Genomic DNA, 20,452 nt, shown 5'->3' on the forward strand with positions numbered 1-20,452 from the left:
AGGAAATAAGAATTGCAAAAAACATCCGCCTATCAGTCACTTGTGAAAACCTTCCAGCGCCTCTCCCGCTTCTCGCATCTCTCCTCCATCGCCAGCTGGGACATGTTCACCATGATGCCGCCCGGCGGCAGCGCCGCGCGCGGTGAAGCGCTGGCAGAGATGAGCGTCCTGCAACATCAGATCCTGACCGATAAAAAAGTCGGCGACCTGTTAGCGGCCGCAGCAGGGGAAGATCTGAATGACGTCGAACAGGCCAACCTGCGTGAAATGACGCGACAGTATCAGCAGGCTACCCTGCTGCCGGAATCGCTGGTGGAAGCCAAATCTCTCGCGGGCAGCAGGTGCGAGCACGCCTGGCGTACGCAGCGTCCCGCGAACGACTGGCAGGGCTTTTCCGCCAACCTGAAAGAAGTGGTGAAACTCAGCCGTGAAGAAGCCCGCCTGCGCGCAGAAGCCAAAGGCTGTACGCCGTACGACGCGCTGCTGGATATTTTTGAACCGGACATGACCAGCGCGCGCCTGGACGTGCTGTTTGGTGATATGAAAACCTGGCTGCCGGACCTGCTGGCAAGCGCGGTGGAGAAACAGGCTCAGCGGTCGTTCGTTCCGCCGCAGGGCCCCTTCCCGACGGCAACCCAGCGCGAACTGGGTCTGGAAGCCATGAAGATGCTCGGCTTCGATTTTAACGGCGGTCGCCTCGACGTAAGTGCGCACCCGTTCTGCGGCGGCGTACCGGAAGATGTGCGCATCACCACGCGCTATGATGAGGACGAGCTGCTCAGCGCGCTGTTTGGCGTGATCCACGAAACCGGACACGCGCGCTACGAACAAAACCTGCCGCGCGCGTGGGCAGGCCAGCCTATTGCCCTGGCACGCTCAACCGCGATCCATGAATCCCAGAGCCTGTTCTTTGAGATGCAGTTGGGACGCAGCGAAGCCTTTCTTAAGCACCTCCTCCCAGCCGTTCACGCCCGCTTTGGCAGTCAGGCGGCGTTTAGCGAAGAGAACTTTATCGCCTGGAACCAGCGCGTGAAGCCAGGTTATATCCGCGTCGATGCCGACGAAGTGAGCTACCCGGCACACGTGGTGCTGCGCTATGAGATTGAGCGGGCGCTGATCAACGGCGAGATTGAGGTGGACGATATCCCCGCCCTGTGGGACGAGAAAATGCAGGCCTGGCTCGGATTATCCACCAAAGATAACTACCGCAACGGCTGTATGCAGGATATCCACTGGACCGACGGCGGTTTTGGCTACTTCCCATCCTATACGCTGGGGGCCATGTATGCCGCGCAGCTGTTCCATGCGGCCAAAACGGCGCTTCCGGGACTGCAGGCCTCCATCGCTGAGGGCGATTTTTCAGCACTCTTTGAGTGGCTGCGTCAGAACATCTGGCAGCACGGTAGCCGCTTTAGCACGTCGCAGTTAATCACCCAGGCGACGGGGGAAGATCTGAATATCCGCTACTTCCGCGAACACCTGACCTCACGCTACCTGTAATGATAAGGCCGGGGTTCTTCCCCGGCCTTGTACATATGGTTACACGCCGATACCAATCACTCACGGAAACCCCGAATTTACAGGGATATAGTTATTTCAACGGCCCCGCAGTGGGGTTAAATGAAAAACCAAATTCGAGGGTATGAACATGAAAAAAGTATTAGCTCTGGTTGTTGCCGCTGCTATGGGTCTGTCTTCTGCTGCGTTTGCTGCTGAAACCACTGCTGCACCAGCTGCTGCTGCGCCTGCTGCAACGACCACCGCGGCGCCAGCAAAAACCGTACATCACAAGAAACACCACAAAGCCGCTAAACCGGCTGCAGAGCAAAAAGCACAGGCAGCTAAAAAGCACCACAAAAAAGCCGCTAAACCAGCCGTAGAGCAGAAAGCTCAGGCTGCGAAAAAGCACCACAAGAAAGCCGCTAAACCAGCCGTAGAGCAGAAAGCCCAGGCTGCGAAAAAGCATCACAAAAAAGCAGTAAAACACGAAGCTGCTAAACCAGCTGCACAGCCAGCTGCGTAAGCGTACAAGCTTAACCGTGCCCTGCGGGGCACGTTGGTAAACCGGCGCTGAACCGGAAAAGGTTCTGCGCCGTTTTTTTTATCCGGAGGGCGTATGCTGCGACGCTATCGGTTTGAGCTGATTCTTATCCTGCTTATTTTATGCGCGCTAATCGCCAGCCGCTTTTATCTTTCCTGACTGTAGCACGCTGATTTTACTCCCACTTTAGCGCCGTCCCGTCTATAGTATTTTCATAGGGTTCACTTTTAATAATCATAATTACCCCCACCAGAGTGTGATATGCGTAAATCTGTTGTGTTGTTGCTGGGAACGTTTGGCCTTTTTTCTGGATTTTCACAGGCGGATGATGGCGGTGATAACGCCATTAGCGCGAAAGAGCTAAAGACGCTTTTTTTCGGTCATGACGATCGTACTCGCGTCACCGATCCTACCCAGGCTCCCTGGGACGCTATAGGCCAACTGGAAACCGCCAGCGGCAACCTGTGTACCGCGACGTTAATCACCCCGCAATTAGCGCTGACGGCGGGCCACTGCCTGTTGACGCCACCCAACGGTAAGCCAGACAAAGCGGTTGTCTTACGATTTGTGTCGCAAAAAGGGATCTGGCGCTATGAAATCCACGGCATTGAAGGTCGGGTTGATGCTTCTCTTGGGAAACGTCTTAAACCGGATGGAGACGGCTGGATTGTGCCGCCCGCGGCAGCCTCATGGGATTTTGGCCTGATTATTTTGCGCTACCCGCCTTCGGGCATTACGCCGCTGCCGTTATTTGACGGCGATAAAGCGGCGCTCACCGCCGCGCTGAAAGCCGCCGACCGCAAGGTAACGCAGTCAGGCTACCCGGTCGATCATCTGGATGCGCTTTACACCCACACGGACTGTATCGTGACGGGCTGGGCGCAGACCAGCGTGCTTTCCCATCAGTGCGATACGTTGCCGGGCGACAGCGGTTCACCGCTGATGCTGAAAACCGATAACGGCTGGCAGTTGATTGGGGTTCAAAGCTCCGCCCCGGCGGCGAAAGACCGCTGGCGAGCCGATAACCGGGCCTTATCCGTCACCGGTTTTCGCGATAAGCTGGAAGCGCTGGCTAAAGAGTAAGCCAGCGCGGCTGTCTGTGAATCAGCGTTACCGATTCATCAGGCGAGTTTTATCATGATCATGCCCGCCAGCAGCAAGATCAGCCCTATCCAGCCTTTATTATTTAAACGCTGCCCGAAAAGCACCCACCCTGCGGCCAGGGTGGCGGCGATACCAAAACCGCCCCACAGCGCATAGGCCACGGACAGATCGATACCTTTGACCGCCTGTGACAGGGCGCTAAATGCCCCCAGCACTGCGGCAATCGACATCAGGCCATAAACCTTACGGCGAAAACCGTCAGAGAATTTCAGCAGAACGTTCGCCAGAATTTCCAGCACGATGGCGAAGCCCAGCCAGGCCGCATGAACCCATTCAAACTGTTGCATGGTTCTGCTCCTTCTGCTGTTTTGTCGGTTTACGGGTACCTGATTTAATCAGCACGATACCCGCGACCAGCGTCGTTAACCCGGCGACCTTCATTGTTGTTAATGTTTCGTCGAATATCAGAACGCTGAACAGCGTAATCAATAAAATACCGATCCCTTCCCACAGCGCATAGGCCACACCCAGCGCAATTTTCTTCACCGCAAATGAGAGGAAAATATAGGAAAGGGATATCATCACCAGCATTAAAATAAAACCGGTATTGCCCTCGCTGACGCTTGCCCATTTCATTGACAGCGTGCCGGTAATTTCAGCGAGGATAGCCAGGGCTAATAAGATCCAGTAAAACATGTTTTTCTCCTGCTTGAGAATATAATCCATCGTGGCCCGCTGCATGCAGCAAACCAAAAAAATATGAAATTAAATCAGATAGCTAAGCGCGTAGCGCCAGCTCAGGCAGAAGAGGTGACTATAGTGCGGTGCGCCAGTGTTGCTCACCAGCAATCAGGCAGAAGGAGGTAGAAAATAGAGCAGCGTTGTTTGAAGAATAGGTCCTGAACAAATTGTCCATAAAATTACAATTATCCGCGTTGTTGCTTCTCGTCTTTGCGGATGAAAATTGTCCTCGGTAGTTGAACACGCCAAATTTGTACCATAACTGAAGATTTTACTCAAAGTCTTTTCAATTCTTTACCCATCCCGTTTGATTTTGGTTAGTTTATTGCAGGACGTTTACCCTCTATTATAAATAAAAAGCATTTTTTGGAGTCACCATGGCTAAACCCATTATTACCCTCAACGGGTTAAAAATTGTCATCATGCTGGGCATGCTGGTGATCATACTCACGGGCGTTCGTTTTGCCGCCGACATCATTGTGCCCTTTATTCTGGCCCTGTTTGTTGCGGTGATCCTTAACCCACTGGTCCGGCGCATGACGCGGCTGCGCATCCCGCGCGTGCTGGCAATTACCCTGCTAATTAGCGTCATTATTTTCGCCATGGTGTTACTGGTTGCGTATCTAGGTACCTCGCTGAACGAACTGGCGCGAACGCTGCCGAAATACCGTTCCTCGCTGGCGATACCGCTGCTGCAGCTTGAGCCCTGGCTTCAGCGCGCGGGAATAGAAGTCTCGGTTGAGGAGCTTCTTAAATATATCGACCCTAATGCGGCCATGACCATCGTCACAGGCCTGCTGACGCAGCTTTCCAATGCCATGACCTCCATTTTCCTGCTGTTTTTAACGGTGGTGTTCATGCTGCTGGAGGTGCCACAGCTGCCCGCAAAGTTACAGCAAATCATGGTTCGTCCGGTTGAAGGAATGGGCGCTATTCAGCGCGCGCTGGACAGCGTTTCACGCTATCTGGTACTGAAAACCGTCATCAGCCTGGTCACCGGGGTGGTGGTCTGGGGAATGCTGGTGGCGCTGGACGTCCGCTTTGCGTTCGTCTGGGGGTTACTGGCATTTGCGCTCAACTACATTCCTAACATCGGCTCCGTGCTGGCGGCAATCCCCCCTATTCTTCAGGTGCTGGTGTTCAGCGGACTTTATGATGCGCTGATTCTGCTGGCCGGCTATCTGGCGATTAACCTGGTATTCGGGAATATTCTTGAACCACGAATGATGGGGCGTGGGCTGGGGCTTTCGACGCTGGTCGTCTTTTTGTCCCTGATTTTCTGGGGCTGGCTGCTCGGTCCCGTAGGCATGCTGCTCTCCGTTCCGCTGACCATCATCGTGAAGATTGGCCTGGAACAGACGGCGGGCGGGCAAAGCATCGCCGTGCTGCTGAGCGATATGAGCCATCAATAGCCGTCATTCCGCCATCGACATGAGGGGCTTGCTTGCCCTTCCTCCTTCACGGTAAGCCCTGAGCGCCCTCTGCCAGTCCGTCAGAGGGTACACCGTTCCGGGGCTGTATTCACTGGCGCGCATCCGGGGCCAGATTTGATCGAACGCCGCGCGCCACGCCTCTGCGCTGAGCCCATCCAGATAGTTACGAATATGGAACCACGCCACGCGCGGCAGGGGCCGCTGCTGGCGGAAGGTCTGCCCGGAGAGCAGCCCGTAGCAGACAAATATGCCCTGCTCCGGCAGCACGCTCAGGATCGCTTCCGCCAGCGCCCCGCCGGTTGCATCGTAAACGACGTCGGCACGCGCGGCAACGGAGAGAATCCGCTGCATGTCATGCTGTGCGACAGGAACGATCCCCATCGCCGCCAGCCGTTCAGCGTGAACGGGCGAACGATGAATACCGTACACCGCCTCTGCCCCCGCCAGACGCGCCCACTGCCCGAGCAGAATGGCGCAATCCGAACCGGCGGCCGTGAGCAGCACCCGCTTTCCCCGCGGTGGATAGTGGCTCAACATCATCTGCGCCGCCAGCGGGTTGATATAGGCCCGCGCGGCCAGGCGTGAATCGACATCATCAGGCACGGGGATCGCATACTCTGCCGGGCAATCCGCATAGCGCTGCCAGGTGCCCTGCCCGCGCAGCGGCAGAACGCGTTTACCCGGCAGATGCGCAAAAGACGCGGGCGCCTGAATGACAACGCCGACGCCTTCATACCCCGCGACGGCGGGCAGCGGGGTTCTGTGACGGTAAGCGCCGGTAATGGGAATGAGATCGGACGCGTTCACCGGCGCATACAGCATTTGCACACGGAGGTATCCCGGCGCAAGCGCGCCCGGCGGCGCAGTTTCAGGTTGCAGAACAGATTCTGGCTCGCCAAAACGGCGATACCAGAGGGCCAGATTTTCCATTACGATCTCACGGCTGACGGCGGAATACTTAATCGCGCCAGCCCATTGCCGGTGCGACATGTTTGAGAATGGACTCAATCACGTGCGCATTGTAATCCACACCGAGCTGGTTCGGTACGGTCAGTAATAACGTATCAGCCTCGGCAATCGCCTCGTCCTTCTTCAGCTGTTCAATCAGCCTGTCAGGCTCCGCGGCATAGCTGCGCCCGAAGATCGCGCGCGTTTTTTCATCAAGATACCCCACGCTATCGCTGTCGTTGCGGCTGGCGCCGAAGTACATCCGGTCGCGGTCGTCCATCAGGGCAAAAATACTGCGGCTGACCGAGACGCGCGGCTCGCGCGCATGCCCTGCCTCTTTCCACGCCTGACGATAGGCGCGGATCTGTTTTGCCTGCTGAATATGGAACGGTTCGCCGGTTTCGTCGTCTTTCAGGGTTGAGCTTTGCAGGTTCATGCCGAGCTTAGCGGCCCATACCGCCGTCGCATTTGAACCGGCGCCCCACCAGATACGCTCCCGCAGCCCTTCAGAATACGGTTCCAGGCGCAGCAGCCCAGGCGGATTGGGGAACATCGGCTGTGGATTCGGCTTTGCAAACCCTTCGCCGCGCAGCACCTCAAGCAGCACCTCGGTATGACGGCGCGCCATGTCCGCTTCGTTTTCCCCTTCCTGCGGGACATAGCCGAAATGACGCCAGCCATCAATGACCTGCTCCGGAGAGCCGCGGCTGATGCCAAGCTGCAAACGGCCGCCGGAAATCAGGTCCGCCGCGCCCGCATCCTCGGCCATATACATCGGGTTTTCATAGCGCATATCAATCACGCCCGTACCGATTTCAATGGTTTTCGTTTTCGCGCCTATTGCCGCCAGCAGAGGGAACGGCGAGCTAAGCTGACGGGCGAAGTGGTGCACGCGGAAATAGGCGCCGTCCGCCCCCAGCTCTTCAGCGGCCACGGCCAGGTCGATGGACTGCAGCAGCGTGTCTGCCGCCGAGCGCGTGCCGGACTGCGGAGAAGGCGTCCAGTGACCAAACGATAAAAACCCGATCTTTTTCATAACCCTGTGTCCTGATAATGCGTTGCGTTCTGTCCACTTTACGCATTACCCGGTAAGAATAAATGCCGTTTATTTAACGGAAAGCATCAAATAAATTGACGGAATAGAGGGGTTCGTCATTCCGCTCCATAATGGATATAATATTCCCCACTTTTTTCATGGCAGGTAAAACCGGCAATGGCTCTGATCCCTAAAAACTACGCGCGACTGGAAAGCGGCTATCGCGAGAAAGCATTAAAAATCTATCCGTGGGTCTGCGGACGCTGCTCGCGGGAGTTCGTCTATTCCAACCTGCGTGAATTGACGGTTCACCATATCGATCATGACCATACTAACAACCCGGAAGATGGCAGCAACTGGGAGCTGTTGTGCCTGTTTTGCCACGATCACGAGCATTCGAAATACACCGAAGCGGATCAGTACGGCACCACCGTGGTCGCCGGTGAAGACGCGCAAAAAGACGTGGGTGTCGCCACGTTTAACCCGTTTGCCGATTTAAAAGCGATGATGGATAAGAAGAAATAATCTTCTCGTCCGCTCGTGCTCCGCGATTTTAAAATGTCCAGGTGATAGCGGCGGTTGCAGACCCCTCATTGCGCCGCATCACTATTGGGCTTTCATTCGCATGGTCGCCAAGCCAGGTATAGTCCGCGCTCAGGACCGTTCCCCAGTGAGCATCGAACTGATGGCTCCAGGTCAGGCTGGTGTCGACGCCATAAAATCCCCCCGGCGCTGAATAGCGGCGATAGCCGGTGCGGCGGCTCTGCTGCTCGCTGACCCCATACCAGGTATTCAGATAACGGCTGTCGCCAAACAGAGCCGCAGACTGAAGGGCGATCGTGTCCTCGCTGTTTTGTAGGGGAATCAACGTAACGGACGCCTGATAACTTACGCCCTGGCTGTCCGTTAACGGTAGCGTCGCCTTACCCTCAACGCTTAGCCAGGACGCAGCCTGCCAGCCGACGGCCAGGCCGGTATTCAGGGTGGCATCAATGTCCCCCATCCCTTTCAGATTGTTTGCGCCCTCACGCCAGCCAGAATTTTTCTCTGCCCTCCCGAGGTCGTAACCCAGCGTATGTTCCAGGTACCAACCGCTGTCGTTTTGCAGGTCATATCCCACTCCTTTTTGTGCATCAATAAAGAAAGCACCCTTGCGCCCCTGCAGCACAGGAACCACCTGCCACACCTGCTTGTCTGAGCCTGAATAACGGGGGGCATAGTGACCGCCCAGCCCGACGGTTAAAGAGCCGGAAGCGGCGTCATCATCCGCCTGCACACCTGAGGCAACGGTCATCAGAAGCGGAACGGTCATATACAGGCCTTTTTTTATCGCTATCATACTGTTCTCCACGCAGACGCTGGCGTCTGCTGATTCAGGGTCTGCCACACAATGTTGGCGCAGTATGGTTTGGCTAAATCAATGAATCGTCGGGATAGTGTTAAGAAACGGTCAAGGTGAACGGATGTTGTCCAGAAGAGTGCTGATTATTGAAGATGACGCCGATGCGGCTGGCGTGCTTGAAGCTTATTTACGTCGTGAAAATTACGATGTCACCATTACCGGAGACGGTCTTTCCGGGCTGGATATGGCGCAGCGGTGGAAACCCGACCTCATCCTGCTGGACGTGATGCTGCCCGGGCTTAACGGCACCGAAGTGCTGGCCGGACTGCGTCGTAAAAGCGATGTACCGGTGATCATGGTCACCGCCATGGGCGACACCCCCGATCGCATTGGTGCCCTGCGGTACGGTGCCGATGATTATGTTGTGAAACCCTATCATCCGGGAGAAGTCGTGGCTCGCGTACAGGCGGTGCTGCGACGCAGCAGTAAAAAAGAGACAGACGACGAGATCCTTCGCTGGCAAACGCTGGAGGTGGATGTGGCCGCCATTGTGGCGAGCGTGGATAACGGCGGCGACGCGCCCGTGATGCTCGATCTTACGCCAACGGAATTCTCGCTTCTGGCAACGCTGCTGCGCTCTCCCGCACGTCCCTTTTCCCGTCAGTACCTGCTGGAACACTGTCTGCCGGAAAGCGAGGCGCTGGAGCGCGTGGTGGACACCCATATTTATAACCTGCGTAAAAAACTCGAAGCGGCGGGTATTTCCGGCGTGTTGATTAACGTTCGCGGCGTGGGATACAGGTTCAGACAACCATGATAAAAAACCGGCACTCCTCTCTCTGGCGCTGGATTTGCGCGCGTATCCTGGCACTGGCCATCGGCAGCGTGATCGTCATTGCCACCTGCATGTGGCTACGTTATGCGGTACAGAACTACTGGATAATGGGCAGAATGCCAGCGGCGGTCCGGCAGGAATTCCTGACGCTCAGCCAGAACCCACAGGCCGATCCGGCCCGCTTCCACAGCATTGTGGATACCTGGTGGGGGCTGAGTTATTCCACGCCATCCATCGCCTCTGCGGACTGGGTTACGGTGGCCCTGCTGGTGCTGGTGATGATCCCGTTTATTGTGGTAATGGGGTTAAAACACGCCCGACCGCTGGCGCTGCAGTTCAGCCGTCTTCGCGATGCCGCCAAAGATGTCGCCGACGGGCAGTTTGGCCGTCAGGCTGAACTGGTCAAGGATGCGCCAGCGGAAATGGTCAGCTTTGCAAACGACTTTAACTCCATGACGGGGCAACTCGCCCGCTATGAAAAAGAGCTCCGCGCCTCGCACGTCGCGATGGCGCACGAGCTGCGTTCGCCCCTGACGGCCGCCATTGGTCGTCTGCAGGGCATGTTGGACGGTGTGTTTGATGCCAGCCCGATGCAGCTGGAAATGGTGATGAAACAGCTTCAGCATCTTAATCGCCTGACCGATGAGCTTCACCTTCTCTCGTTAGCGGACGCGGGAAATCTGGTGCTGGAAGAGCAGGCCTTTTCTCTGGATGAGCTTATTCAGGAGCGGGCGGCCTGGATCATGCCGCAGGCCGAAGCGCATCATTTTACGATTACGCTGCGTAACCCGCGTACGTGCCCGTTCAGAGGCGATGCGTTCCGCATGGGGCAGGTATGTACTATCCTTATGGAAAATGCACTACGCTACGGGCGCGAAGGCGGCCATCTTGAGGTGGCGCTGCACTACGCCAGCGGGCATTACGCCATTGAATTTCACGATGACGGACCGGGCGTATCCCCCCAGTTCTTACCGGACATGTTTAAGCGCTTTAGCCGTGAGGAGCAGTCCCGCGCGCGGCATTCCGGCGGCAGCGGCCTCGGTTTGTCTATCGCCCGGGCGATTTGTCAGGCACATGGGGGCACGATCGAGGCCTCATTACCGGAAACGGGCGGCCTTGCTGTGCGTATTTTGTTACCCTGGCAGCCGTCCGGTAATGAAAATATCCACTCTTGATAAACCCTTGACAGAACATCGAATCTTTCTCGACGTAGCGCGCATTTAATAACGCCCTCATCTTTATGGAGCGGCGTTATGTCAGACGAATTTGTTCTCTCCCTCCGCCACTGCCTGCACCATCTGTACGGCGTGGCGCGCACTCTTCCCTGGGTTAATTTTCTCCCTCTGGTCCTGCTCGCGCTGGTGATTTTTCCGCTCACCGGCTGCGGTGACAAACAGGAAAATAAGTCTGCCCCAGTGCGTAAGGTGCGCTACGTCGTCGTACGTACAGCCCAAACCCTCCCCGCGCTGGAAAGGACCGGTGAGATCCATGCCCGCGATGAAACGACGCTGAGCTTTCAAACCGGGGGGCGAATACTGACGCGCAGCGTTGATATTGGCGATCGGGTTAATGCCGGACAGCTGCTGGCCACACTTGAAAATACCACCGGACAAAATCAGCTCGACAGCGCAACGGCCGACTATGAAGGGGCCACAGCCTCAGCGCAGGTTGCCGCGCTTAACGTCAGCCGAATGCAAAAGCTCATGCCGACGGGCGCAATAGCCCGCACGCAACTCGACAGCGCCCGCGCGGACTGGCTTGTCGCCCGCGCGCGATTAAAAAGCAGCGAGGCCGCGTGGCGTAACGCCCGCGAAAGCCTTGGCTGGACGCGCCTTATCGCTCCACAAACCGGCACGATCACCGAGGTGAGCGCCTCTGCGGGCCAGGTTGTCAGCGCGGGACAGACGGTGCTTACGCTGGCAACCGGCGAAGCCCGCGACGTAGCGTTTGATATCGCCACGCCCGATGCGATACCGCCGCTGGATAAGGCGGAATTGCGGGTTTCCCTGCTCAGCGACCCATCGGTACAGGCATCTGCCGTGCTGCGGGATATCACCCCGCAGGCCGATCCTCAGACCCGCACCTGGCGCGTCAGAGCCACCCTGATAAACCCGCCAGCGGCGATAGCGCTGGGTGCCAGCGTCACCGTCACCCTGCCCTCGACTGGCCCGCGAGGTTACGTCATTCCCGCATCGGCGCTGAGCCGAACAGGAGATAGACCGGCGGTGTTCGTGATTAACCCGCATTCGCAGGCGCAGCTGCGCGCGGTGGTGCCTGCCTGCTATACGGCCTCCTCGGTGATTATCGCCTCCGGCCTTGAGCCAGGCGACCGGGTGATTACGGCTGGCGTGAGCAAACTCCGTTCCGGAGAGCCGGTGGTACCCGGGGAGGTTCAGCCATGAACACGAAACCGGAAGCCAAATTTAACCTGTCCGCATGGGCGCTTAACCATCAGCAGATGGTCAGTTTCTTCATGCTGCTGATCGTGGCGATGGGCGTGTTCTGCTATGAAAAACTGCCGCGTAATGAAGATCCGGTTTTTACCATTAAAACGGCGGTCGTCTCCGCGCAGTGGCCGGGCGCGTCCGTAACGGACACCACCCGTCTGCTGACCGATACGCTTGAAAAAAAGCTGCAGGAAACGCCCTGGCTTGATTATCTCGAAAGTGAAACCCGTGCCGGGAGCACGGTTATCCATGTGAATCTCCGTGACAATACCCCACCGCAAAAGGTGCAGGACATTTGGTATCAGATCCGCAAAAAAATGCAGGACATCGCGCCGTCTTTACCGGAAGGCGTTCAGGGCCCGGCCGTGAACGACGAATTTGACGATACGTTCGGCACGATTTACGGCTTTATTCCCGACGGCTACACCTTACGGGAAGTGCGGGATCGCGTTGAGACAATACGTCGTGAGCTCGCCTCCTTGCCAGATATCGGCAAAACCACCCTGCTGGGCGAACATCAGGATCAGATGGTTCTCGCCTTTTCTCCGGCCCGTCTGGCGGGTATGGGACTGGATATTCAGGCGGTCGCCGATGCGCTGCGGGCGCAAAACGCGGTTGTCCCAGCTGGCGTTATGCGTACCGGGCAGGAGAACATCGCGATCAAGGTCAGCGGGGCGCTCACGTCCGAAGAGAGTTTACGCGCCGTCACGCTGCACATTAACAATCGCTATATTCCGCTGACCGATATCGCCACCGTCACCCGGGAAGCCGCCGAGCCGCCGGCCCCCGCGTACCGGGTAAACGGCAAACCGGCCATCGGGCTGGCGGTGTCAATGGCGCCAACGGGCAACATGCTGCGTTTTGGCGCCGCGCTGAACGCCAGAATGACAGTCCTCAGCGCCGGGCTGCCGCACGGTATTGAGATGGTGAAAGTTGCCGATCAGTCGGCGGTGGTCAGTGACGCGGTAAGTGGTTTTGTCCGGGTGCTTATTGAAGCTGTTGTTATCGTGCTGGCGGTTTCATTTGTCTCGCTGGGTTTGCGGGCGGGGCTGGTGGTGGCTGCGGCCATTCCGCTGGTGCTCGCCATGACGTTTGCCGGCATGATGCTCGCCGGCATCGGGCTTCAGCGTATCTCGCTTGGGGCGCTGATCATTGCGCTGGGTCTGCTGGTGGATGACGCCATGATCGCCGTCGAAACGATGGTCTCCCGACTGGAAGCCGGGGATTCCCGTCGGCATGCGGCCACCCATGCATTCAAAACGACGGCCTTCCCGATGCTCTCCGGAACCCTGGTGATGATTGCCGGGTTTATTCCCGTTGGTTTTGCGGCCTCCAGCGCCGGTGAATATTGTTTTTCCCTGTTTGCGGTAGTGCTGATTGCCCTGCTCTGCTCCTGGGTTGTCGCGATCCTGTTTTCGCCGCTGACGGGCACGTGGCTGCTGCCGGAGAAGGTCAGACATCGCGCGGCAGGCCCTGGGAGGATCGCGCGCGGGTACGGGCGGCTTTTAGGGCTGGCGCTACGCCACCGGCTCGCCACCGTGCTGATTGCGCTTTCCGCGCTGGGGCTGTCCGTGTACGGCACGACGTTTATGCAGGGTGAGTTCTTCCCCGCGTCGGACCGGCCTGAGCTGCTGGTCAGCCTGACGCTTCCGGCCAACGCGTCGCAGCCCGAAACGTTAAGAGAGGTGGAAAAGCTGGAACACGCGCTGGCCGGCAACAGCAATATCGAGCGCTACTCGACGTACGTCGGGTCAGGAGCCATCCGTTTTTACCTGCCGATGGACGTGCTGCTGGAAAATGAAAACATCGCCCAGATTGTGGTGGTGGCGAAGGATCTTCAGGCGCGGGATCGTCTGCATGGGCAGTTGAACAGGCTGCTGGCGGCGCAGTTTAGCGACATCATCACGCGCGTGTCGCCCCTGGAGCTTGGGCCGCCCGTCGGCTGGCCAATCAAATACCGGGTGAGCGGGCCTGATTATCTGCAGGTCCGGGCGCTTGCGAACCGTCTGGCCGACGCGATTGGCCAATTGCCGCTGTCGCGCGAGGTTAACCAGACGGCCGGAGAGCCGGAGAGGATCATTACTCTGAAGGTGAATCAGACGGCGGCCAGGGCGGCAGGAATATCGTCAGAAGCTCTCGCCCGCACCTTGAATACCCTCTGGTCCGGCAGCGTTGTCACCTCGGTCAGGGATAACGATCGCCTTGTCGACGTGGTGCTACGGGCCACGGACAATGAACGTCACAGCACCGCCCCCCTCTCCTCGCTGACCGTTCAGGGGAATGACGGTAAAAAAATTCCGCTCAGCGCCGTCGCGACGCTGGTCTGGAGCGTGGACGATCCGGTCATCTGGCGTCGACAGCGGTTGCCTTTTATTACGGTGCAAACTGACCTCGCGCCGGGGCTGAGGGCCGAAGCGGTATCGGCGGCGCTGCGTCCGGCGATCGACACGCTGCGCGCGGAGCTGCCAGCCGGTTACAGCATAGAAGAAGGCGGCGCGGTTGCCGAATCAGATAAGGGGAACAGCTCCGTTTTTAGCGTTCTTCCGGTGACGCTTGTCATCATGTTGATGCTGCTGATGCTTCAGTTGCGCCGATATTCCCGGATGCTGCTGGCGCTTCTGATGGCCCCGTTTGGTTTACCGGGGATTGTGCTGGCTATGCTGCCCGGCGGCACGCCGATGGGATTTGTCGCGCTGCTGGGCGTCATCGCCCTGGCGGGGATGATCGTGCGTAACGCGGTGATACTGATTAGCGAGGTAGACAGTAATCTTGCTCAGGGGATGGCAAACGATGCCGCGATTGTGGCGGCCGCGGAGCATCGGGCCAGACCCATCTGTCTGACCGCCTGCGCCGCCATTCTGGGCATGATCCCGATCTCTCATCAGGTATTCTGGGGGCCAATGGCCTATGCGATTATCGGCGGGCTGCTGGTCGCGACGCTGGTAACGCTGACCGTATTACCCGCGTCGTTTAGCCTGCTGTTACAGTGGGGGGACTCAGCGCAAAGCCGCAGAAGAAAGGTGAGCTGAGGCTCAATCGTTCCCCGGCAGATTACACAGCAGTCAGCGCAAAACGGTTCCTCAGGATCCGGGGGATCTCATCCTCCGTCAGCTGCGGCTAAACTGTGCAAACGAACCCACGCCTCGCCTGCTGAATGCCATGGAACAGATTAGCGCGCGGTGTCATGAACTGGCGGCTCTTCTCCGGGGGCGGTTTTACACTAAACTTTCCAGCCACTCGGTAAAGGCCCGCACCTTGCGGGAGAGATGGCGGTGTGGATAGAGAAGCGACAATTTACGATCCGGGGAGCGATGCTCCGGTAACACTTCAACCAGTTGGCCGCGGTCAATATAGGGCTGCAGAAAAAGATTCATCCCCTGTATTAACCCTAACCCGGCCAGGCCCGCCGCGATGTAGGCTTCGGAGTTATCCACGACCAGCTTGCCGGGCAGCGTTATTTCCGCAATGCCTTCTGGCGTAGTAAACGTCCAGGGTTGAATTTTTCTGCTGTTGTTATTAATCCAGTTGATGGCCTGATGTTTGTATAAATCATCCAGCGTTTCTGGCGTACCGTGTTTTGCCAGCCAGGCCGGGCTGGCACAGGTCGTGATTTTTATGTTCCCGATTTTGCGCGCGACATAGTCACCATCGTCCAGCTCCCCCACTCGCAGCACGCAGTCCAGGCCATCGCGCAGCATATCCCGACGGCGGTCAGAGCTGCTCAGTATGATGTCGATCTCAGGATGCTGCCGATAAAAATCCGGCAGGTTGGGTATGACCCTCAGCGCCGCAAAAGCGATGGGCATATCCACCCGCAACTGACCGTGTATTGCCCGGCCAGTGCCAAACGACTCCAGTAAATCGTCCGCCTGCGCCAGCAGGGGTTTACTTCGGCGATAAAACGCCTCTCCGTCCGGCGTCAGGCTAATCCGCCGCGTTGTTCTCTGCAGCAAACGCGTGCCGCTGTGCTGCTCCAGATGCTGTAACGCTTTGGTGACCGCCGGACGGTGGATCTGCAGATTTTCCGCCGCCTGGGTCAGGCTGCCCGACTCGACAATTTCAATGAAAACTCTAATCGATTCAAAGAGATTTAGTTGCATTGGTTGTCTCTTTTGCCGTCACAGGAATGTCAGGATTGTTACTTATTTTATAACAGTGATGAATCTTTTTGGCTATTTTTCCTAACAATCTTCCGCCCTACACTCTCCTCCATTCAAACGTGAGGAATGTTCTGCTATGAAAAATAACCGTATCTGTCAGATCCTGGGGATCGAAAAGCCTGTTATTCAGGGACCGTTATCCTGGCTTACTGATGCCCGTTTAGTGGCCGCGGTCAGCAATGCAGGAGGACTCGGCGTGCTCGGCCCCAACGCAGGGTTAACCGCCGATACCGCGGTCTCCACGCCGGAAGAAACCGCCGAAAAAATGCGGGAAGAAATTCGCAAAACCAAACGGCTGACCGAAAACCCCTTCGGCGTGAACCTGATCCCCACCGCCGTTAATGACGTCTGGACCGGGCCAATTCTTAAGGTGATAAAAGAGGAAGGCGTCAGGGCCGTGGTGTATACGGGCTATGGTGAAGGCAGCATTATTCCTGCGCTGTTCAATGAGTTAAAAGAGGCGGGTATCGCCATTATCTACCGCGACATCAATCCCACGCCGGAGAACACCCTTCTGGCTGAAGAAATGGGGGCAGACATTATCGTCGCCACCGGTTTTGACGAGGGCGGGACGCTACCCGCAACGGCGCTGGGTACCTTTTCCATCGTGCCGCTGATTGCCGATGCCGTGAAGCATGTTCCGGTGATGGCGGCGGGCGGTATTACCGATCGCCGCACCGCCAGAGCGGCGCATGCGTTAGGTGCGGAAGGCGTGTTTGCCGGTTCGGTCTTTATCAGTACCGTAGAAAGCCGCGTGCCGCAGGAGGTCAAAGAGAAAATTGTTGCCGCCAACGGCCTGGACCTGCTGCTTTTCCGCACCGTCCCTCACTACTATCGTTCTCTCCCCGGCAAGCTGGCGGAAAAACTGGCGGCGATGGATAAAGCTGGCGCAAGCAATGAAGCGCTGGGCAAGGCGATGGGAGGATTGCGGGGCCTGCGCCTGGGCATGCTGGAAGATAACACCGATGAAGGTTATATCTCGCTCGGCACGGGGATAGGAAGTATCCGCAGCGTGAGAAGCGTGGCTGAGGTTGTCGATACATTAACGGTTGAGTAAGCCCTTAACCCTGATGCTATGGACGCTGCACAGGAGCGGCGTCCGTAAACCGTCTTCGGCTCTTTGTCACACATAGCCGCTTTTCATCTCGCTACCGGCAAATCCGCGTACCGCGTCGTATAGGCCGGTGACAGCATCTCCCGCTTCATCGCCCAGGCTTTCTCAATCCCCTGCCCGGCAAACCATATTTTCCCTTTGCCGGAATGATTTAAGCTGTCGATGGTTTCCATCAGCGCGGCGCTGTTGGCGCTCGGTCGGTTATCGTCAAACAAATTCAGCTGGGCAACGCCGCTGCTGAAAAAGTCTGCCAGCATCACCCCCGCTTTCATATAGCGATATCCGTCAAGCCAGATACGCCCCAGCGCCTCCGTGGCGGCACGGATGATATCGCGCGAATCATTGGTGGGCGTCATCAGGGTGACGGAAGCCTGATTGCCGTAATAAATTTCGTTGTCGGCATGCGGGCTGGTGCGCACAAACACGCTGATAAAGCGGCAATACTGATGCTCGCCACGCAGTTTTTCCGCAGCACGTTCTGCATAGGCGCAAATGGCCTGATGCATCTCCTCGTACTGCGTAATACGGTGTCCAAACGAACGACTACAGATAATTTGCTGCTTCGTGGGAGTAAACTCTTCCAGATCGAGGCAGGGCTCACCTCGAAGCTCGCGCGCCGTGCGCTCCATTACCACGTTAAAATGTTTGCGGATGACCCAGGATGACGCTTCCGCCAGCTCCAGTGCCGTGGTTATCCCCATCGCGTTAAGCTTTTTCGTGATACGTCGTCCTACGCCCCACACCTCCTCCACCGGAACCTTTGCCAGCAGCTTACGCTGCCGTCCACGATCCGAGAGATCGACCACGCCACCGGTGGCTGACCACCGCTTCGCCGCATAGTTGGCCAGCTTCGCCAGCGTTTTAGTCGGCGCAATCCCGACGCCCACGCTTAAGCCTGTGTTTTTAAAGACCTGCGTACGCATCTGATGACCGAATGCTTCCAGCGAGATGCAGTTGCTGACACCCGAAACGTTCACAAATGCTTCATCGATGGAGTAGATCTCAATGGCCGGCGCGAGATCGGTCAGCGTCTGCATCACCCGGCTGCTGAGATCGGCATACAGCGCATAGTTGGAGCTAAAGACGTAAACCCGCGACGGATACCCCTTCTCTTTGAATTTAAAATAGGGCTCCCCCATTTTTATGCCGAACTGCTTTGCCTCCCGCGACAGCGAAATAATACAGCCGTCGTTATTGGACACCACCACGATGGGCTTACCCACCAGATCGGGGCGAAACACCCTCTCGCAGGAGGCATAGAAGCTATTCACATCAACCAGCGCGAACATGTTTATGCGTTTTGAGCGTATGAGTGACGACACCGAAGATTTGCAGCTCCTCTTCGGACTGAAAGGCGATCGGCTGATAGCGGGCATTACGCGGCAGCAGCCGCAGAACCGGGCGGGTCTGTAGCTCTTTCACCGTAAATTCGCCGCCGACCGACGCCACAACAATGTCCCCGTGCTCGGCATTTAACGAGCGGTCTACCACCAGCAGATCGCCGTCGCTAATCCCTGCGCCGATCATGGAGTCCCCGCTCACTTTGATAAAGTAGGTCGCACTGGGGTGCCTGACCGCCAGCCGGTTAAGATCGAGACGATCCTCCACATAATCCTGCGCAGGGCTTGGAAAGCCACAGGCAACACGCTCAAGATATAAAGGTAATTCAATAAGTTGCTTTGGATGATAAGAAAAGAGAGTGTCCATAAATGCCTTTCCCGCCAGATACTGTATATAAACACAGTATTACGGATTACGGCACAGGATCAAGGTCATTTCCGACAAAGACCGCAAACGCGTTGAAGTTTGAGCGGATTTAATTTAGCAACCTCTCCTGCTGGCGATCGCAGATGGGCCAACCCAAAGTCATAAAAAAGTCATTAGCCAACACTTTAAAATCACTTTATGTGAAAAAAGATCATAAAATCACTATAGAAACACTATTAATTGACTTAAACATCAGAATAACGCATATTTTAGGGCACGAATTATCAAGACTTTTGGAGGACGTTTTCTATGCCAGCCCGTGACTATCCCGACAAGCGAGTTGCCCGCGGTTTAGCAAAGGAGGCCGATCTCAGGATGTTGAGCGCCCGCATTGAGCCTGACCTGATGGAATACATCAGAATCACCGCCTTTGAGACGCGAAAAAGCAAGCAGGAAATTGTGGCAGAAGCGTTAGCGCTTCACAGACAAAAAAGTCAATGCGGAGTCTGAGCAGGCAAAGCCTGGAAGTGTCCTTCCGGCTTTGCCCATGCTGTGATTAACCCATCAGCGCATTCAGTTTTTCAAGTGCTTCAGGCGGCAATTGCACCTCTCCCGCCGCGAGGTTTTGCCGCAGATGCGCCACGGATGACGTGCCGGGGATCAGCAGGATGTTCGGCGACCGTTGCAGCAGCCATGCCAGCGCAACCTGCATCGCCGTTGCGCCCAGGGAATCCGCGACGGCCTGCAGGCCGGTGGACTGCAGTGGCGTGAAGCCTCCCAACGGGAAGAACGGCACATACGCAATCCCCTGCTGCGCCAGTAAATCCACCAGCGCATCGTCGCCGCGGTTCACAATGTTGTACATGTTCTGCACGCAGACGACCTGCACCATCTTCCGCGCTTCCGCCACCTGCGTGGCCGTGACGTTGCTCAGGCCAATGTGGCGTACCAGCCCCTGCTGCTGTAATTCTGCGAGGGTGGAAAGCGGTTCAGCAATCGATCCTTCTGCCGGGCCGTGTGCGCTAAACATGATCCGCAGGTTCACCACGTCCAGCACATCCAGCTTCAGGTTGCGCAGGTTGTCATGCACCGCCTGGGTCAGCTCCTGCGCGGAAAAGGCCGGCAGCCAGGCCCCTTTGTCATCGCGACGGGCACCGATCTTGGTGACGAGGGTAAGATCGTCCCGGTAAGGATGAAGCGCCTCGCGGATCAGCTGGTTCGTCACATGCGGGCCGTAAAAATCGCTGGTATCGATATGATTCACACCCGCCGCCACGGCTTCGCGCAGCACGTCCAGCGCGGCCTGTTTATCCTTCGGCGGGCCAAATACGCCCGGCCCGGCAAGCTGCATTGCCCCGTAGCCCAGTCGTTTCACCGTTCGCGTTCCGAGCGCGTACGTCCCGCTTTTATCAATGCTGCTCATGTTAACCTTCCTCATAAAATGATCCGGATTTACAACAGGTTCCTGACCGAAGCCCTAAGTTAAGCGCGAGTTAAATTAAAGTTTAAATTCTATACGACGATAGTATGGGTGTACCTCTGCA

At 57.0% G+C, this 20,452-nt stretch carries 20 protein-coding genes; 11 read left to right on the forward strand and 9 right to left on the reverse strand.

Annotated features, from left to right (window positions below; genetic code table 11):
• Positions 1 to 12 precede the first annotated feature (12 nt).
• From HBA26_RS09420 to HBA26_RS09435, 3 genes are all read left to right on the forward strand, one after another.
• A complete protein-coding gene (locus tag HBA26_RS09420; protein WP_126345661.1) occupies positions 13 to 1,500 on the forward strand; it encodes a carboxypeptidase M32 in 1,488 nt (495 codons plus the stop codon).
• A 148-nt stretch (positions 1,501 to 1,648) separates the two neighbouring features.
• Positions 1,649 to 2,023: an acid resistance repetitive basic protein Asr gene (asr, locus tag HBA26_RS09425; protein ID WP_032642591.1), complete on the forward strand. Its 375-nt coding sequence runs from the start codon at positions 1,649 to 1,651 to the stop codon at positions 2,021 to 2,023.
• A 279-nt stretch (positions 2,024 to 2,302) separates the two neighbouring features.
• Positions 2,303 to 3,124, forward strand: a complete 822-nt coding sequence (locus HBA26_RS09435; protein ID WP_028012967.1) for a serine protease — start codon at positions 2,303 to 2,305, stop codon at positions 3,122 to 3,124.
• A 38-nt stretch (positions 3,125 to 3,162) separates the two neighbouring features.
• Here the strand turns inward: HBA26_RS09435 and mdtI are convergent, their stop codons facing one another.
• Together mdtI and mdtJ are read right to left on the reverse strand one after the other, a co-directional pair.
• A complete protein-coding gene (gene mdtI, locus HBA26_RS09440) occupies positions 3,163 to 3,492 on the reverse strand; it encodes a multidrug/spermidine efflux SMR transporter subunit MdtI (protein WP_028012966.1) in 330 nt (109 codons plus the stop codon).
• Complete coding sequence (gene mdtJ, locus HBA26_RS09445; RefSeq protein ID WP_028012965.1) at positions 3,479 to 3,841, reverse strand: multidrug/spermidine efflux SMR transporter subunit MdtJ; 363 nt, start codon at positions 3,839 to 3,841, stop codon at positions 3,479 to 3,481. The genes mdtI and mdtJ overlap by 14 nt, the downstream gene beginning before the upstream one ends.
• Before the next feature lie 422 nt (positions 3,842 to 4,263).
• Between mdtJ and HBA26_RS09450 the strand changes: the two genes are divergently transcribed.
• Positions 4,264 to 5,298 carry an AI-2E family transporter gene (locus tag HBA26_RS09450; protein ID WP_126345662.1) on the forward strand — a complete coding sequence of 345 codons (1,035 nt, stop codon included), beginning with the start codon at positions 4,264 to 4,266 and terminating at the stop codon, positions 5,296 to 5,298.
• Between the two features lie 3 nt (positions 5,299 to 5,301).
• On the opposite strand, the gene HBA26_RS09455 is transcribed toward HBA26_RS09450, so the two are convergent.
• Both HBA26_RS09455 and HBA26_RS09460 read right to left on the reverse strand, forming a co-directional pair.
• The gene (locus tag HBA26_RS09455) at positions 5,302 to 6,249 is read right to left on the reverse strand and encodes a zinc-dependent alcohol dehydrogenase family protein (RefSeq protein WP_126345663.1); all 948 of its coding nucleotides are present in this window, start codon (positions 6,247 to 6,249) and stop codon (positions 5,302 to 5,304) included.
• 28 nt (positions 6,250 to 6,277) lie between these two features.
• A complete protein-coding gene (locus HBA26_RS09460; protein WP_048956325.1) occupies positions 6,278 to 7,303 on the reverse strand; it encodes an LLM class flavin-dependent oxidoreductase in 1,026 nt (341 codons plus the stop codon).
• A gap of 177 nt (positions 7,304 to 7,480) precedes the next feature.
• Here HBA26_RS09460 and yajD point away from each other — a divergent pair, with 177 nt between their 5' ends.
• Positions 7,481 to 7,828 carry an HNH nuclease YajD gene (yajD, locus tag HBA26_RS09465; RefSeq protein WP_003857471.1) on the forward strand — a complete coding sequence of 116 codons (348 nt, stop codon included), beginning with the start codon at positions 7,481 to 7,483 and terminating at the stop codon, positions 7,826 to 7,828.
• A gap of 28 nt (positions 7,829 to 7,856) precedes the next feature.
• On the opposite strand, the gene HBA26_RS09470 is transcribed toward yajD, so the two are convergent.
• Positions 7,857 to 8,642, reverse strand: a complete 786-nt coding sequence (locus HBA26_RS09470) for a MipA/OmpV family protein (protein WP_059356979.1) — start codon at positions 8,640 to 8,642, stop codon at positions 7,857 to 7,859.
• Between the two features lie 124 nt (positions 8,643 to 8,766).
• On the opposite strand from HBA26_RS09470, the gene HBA26_RS09475 reads away from it, so the two are divergent.
• The 4 genes from HBA26_RS09475 to HBA26_RS09490 all read left to right on the forward strand — a co-directional run bounded on the left by HBA26_RS09475 (position 8,767) and on the right by HBA26_RS09490 (position 14,956).
• Positions 8,767 to 9,462 carry a response regulator gene (locus HBA26_RS09475; protein WP_028012960.1) on the forward strand — a complete coding sequence of 232 codons (696 nt, stop codon included), beginning with the start codon at positions 8,767 to 8,769 and terminating at the stop codon, positions 9,460 to 9,462.
• The gene (locus tag HBA26_RS09480) at positions 9,459 to 10,655 is read left to right on the forward strand and encodes an ATP-binding protein (RefSeq protein WP_126345665.1); all 1,197 of its coding nucleotides are present in this window, start codon (positions 9,459 to 9,461) and stop codon (positions 10,653 to 10,655) included. The genes HBA26_RS09475 and HBA26_RS09480 overlap by 4 nt, the downstream gene beginning before the upstream one ends.
• 78 nt (positions 10,656 to 10,733) lie before the next feature.
• Positions 10,734 to 11,882, forward strand: a complete 1,149-nt coding sequence (locus HBA26_RS09485) for an efflux RND transporter periplasmic adaptor subunit (RefSeq protein WP_126345666.1) — start codon at positions 10,734 to 10,736, stop codon at positions 11,880 to 11,882.
• Positions 11,879 to 14,956: an efflux RND transporter permease subunit gene (locus HBA26_RS09490; protein ID WP_166720893.1), complete on the forward strand. Its 3,078-nt coding sequence runs from the start codon at positions 11,879 to 11,881 to the stop codon at positions 14,954 to 14,956. The genes HBA26_RS09485 and HBA26_RS09490 overlap by 4 nt, the downstream gene beginning before the upstream one ends.
• A 186-nt stretch (positions 14,957 to 15,142) precedes the next feature.
• On the opposite strand, the gene HBA26_RS09495 is transcribed toward HBA26_RS09490, so the two are convergent.
• A complete protein-coding gene (locus tag HBA26_RS09495; protein WP_045261464.1) occupies positions 15,143 to 16,027 on the reverse strand; it encodes a LysR family transcriptional regulator in 885 nt (294 codons plus the stop codon).
• A 136-nt stretch (positions 16,028 to 16,163) separates the two neighbouring features.
• Here HBA26_RS09495 and HBA26_RS09500 point away from each other — a divergent pair, with 136 nt between their 5' ends.
• The gene (locus HBA26_RS09500) at positions 16,164 to 17,144 is read left to right on the forward strand and encodes a nitronate monooxygenase (protein WP_126345668.1); all 981 of its coding nucleotides are present in this window, start codon (positions 16,164 to 16,166) and stop codon (positions 17,142 to 17,144) included.
• A gap of 83 nt (positions 17,145 to 17,227) precedes the next feature.
• On the opposite strand, the gene umuC is transcribed toward HBA26_RS09500, so the two are convergent.
• Together umuC and umuD are read right to left on the reverse strand one after the other, a co-directional pair.
• Positions 17,228 to 18,490: a translesion error-prone DNA polymerase V subunit UmuC gene (gene umuC, locus HBA26_RS09505; protein WP_045630206.1), complete on the reverse strand. Its 1,263-nt coding sequence runs from the start codon at positions 18,488 to 18,490 to the stop codon at positions 17,228 to 17,230.
• Entirely contained in the window at positions 18,474 to 18,908 is a 435-nt protein-coding gene (gene umuD / locus HBA26_RS09510; RefSeq protein WP_028012955.1) for a translesion error-prone DNA polymerase V autoproteolytic subunit, read from the reverse strand. Before umuD ends, umuC begins: the two co-directional genes overlap by 17 nt.
• A gap of 309 nt (positions 18,909 to 19,217) precedes the next feature.
• Between umuD and HBA26_RS09515 the strand changes: the two genes are divergently transcribed.
• Positions 19,218 to 19,418 (forward strand): hypothetical protein, encoded by a 201-nt coding sequence (locus tag HBA26_RS09515; RefSeq protein WP_028012954.1) that lies wholly within the window; start codon positions 19,218 to 19,220, stop codon positions 19,416 to 19,418.
• Positions 19,419 to 19,464: 46 nt separating this feature from the next.
• On the opposite strand, the gene HBA26_RS09520 is transcribed toward HBA26_RS09515, so the two are convergent.
• Complete coding sequence (locus HBA26_RS09520) at positions 19,465 to 20,331, reverse strand: aldo/keto reductase family oxidoreductase (protein WP_028012953.1); 867 nt, start codon at positions 20,329 to 20,331, stop codon at positions 19,465 to 19,467.
• Between the last annotated feature and the right edge of the window lie 121 nt (positions 20,332 to 20,452).

This window comes from Enterobacter sp. 725m/11 (genome assembly GCF_011683705.1).
Classification (GTDB): domain Bacteria; phylum Pseudomonadota; class Gammaproteobacteria; order Enterobacterales; family Enterobacteriaceae; genus Enterobacter; species Enterobacter bugandensis.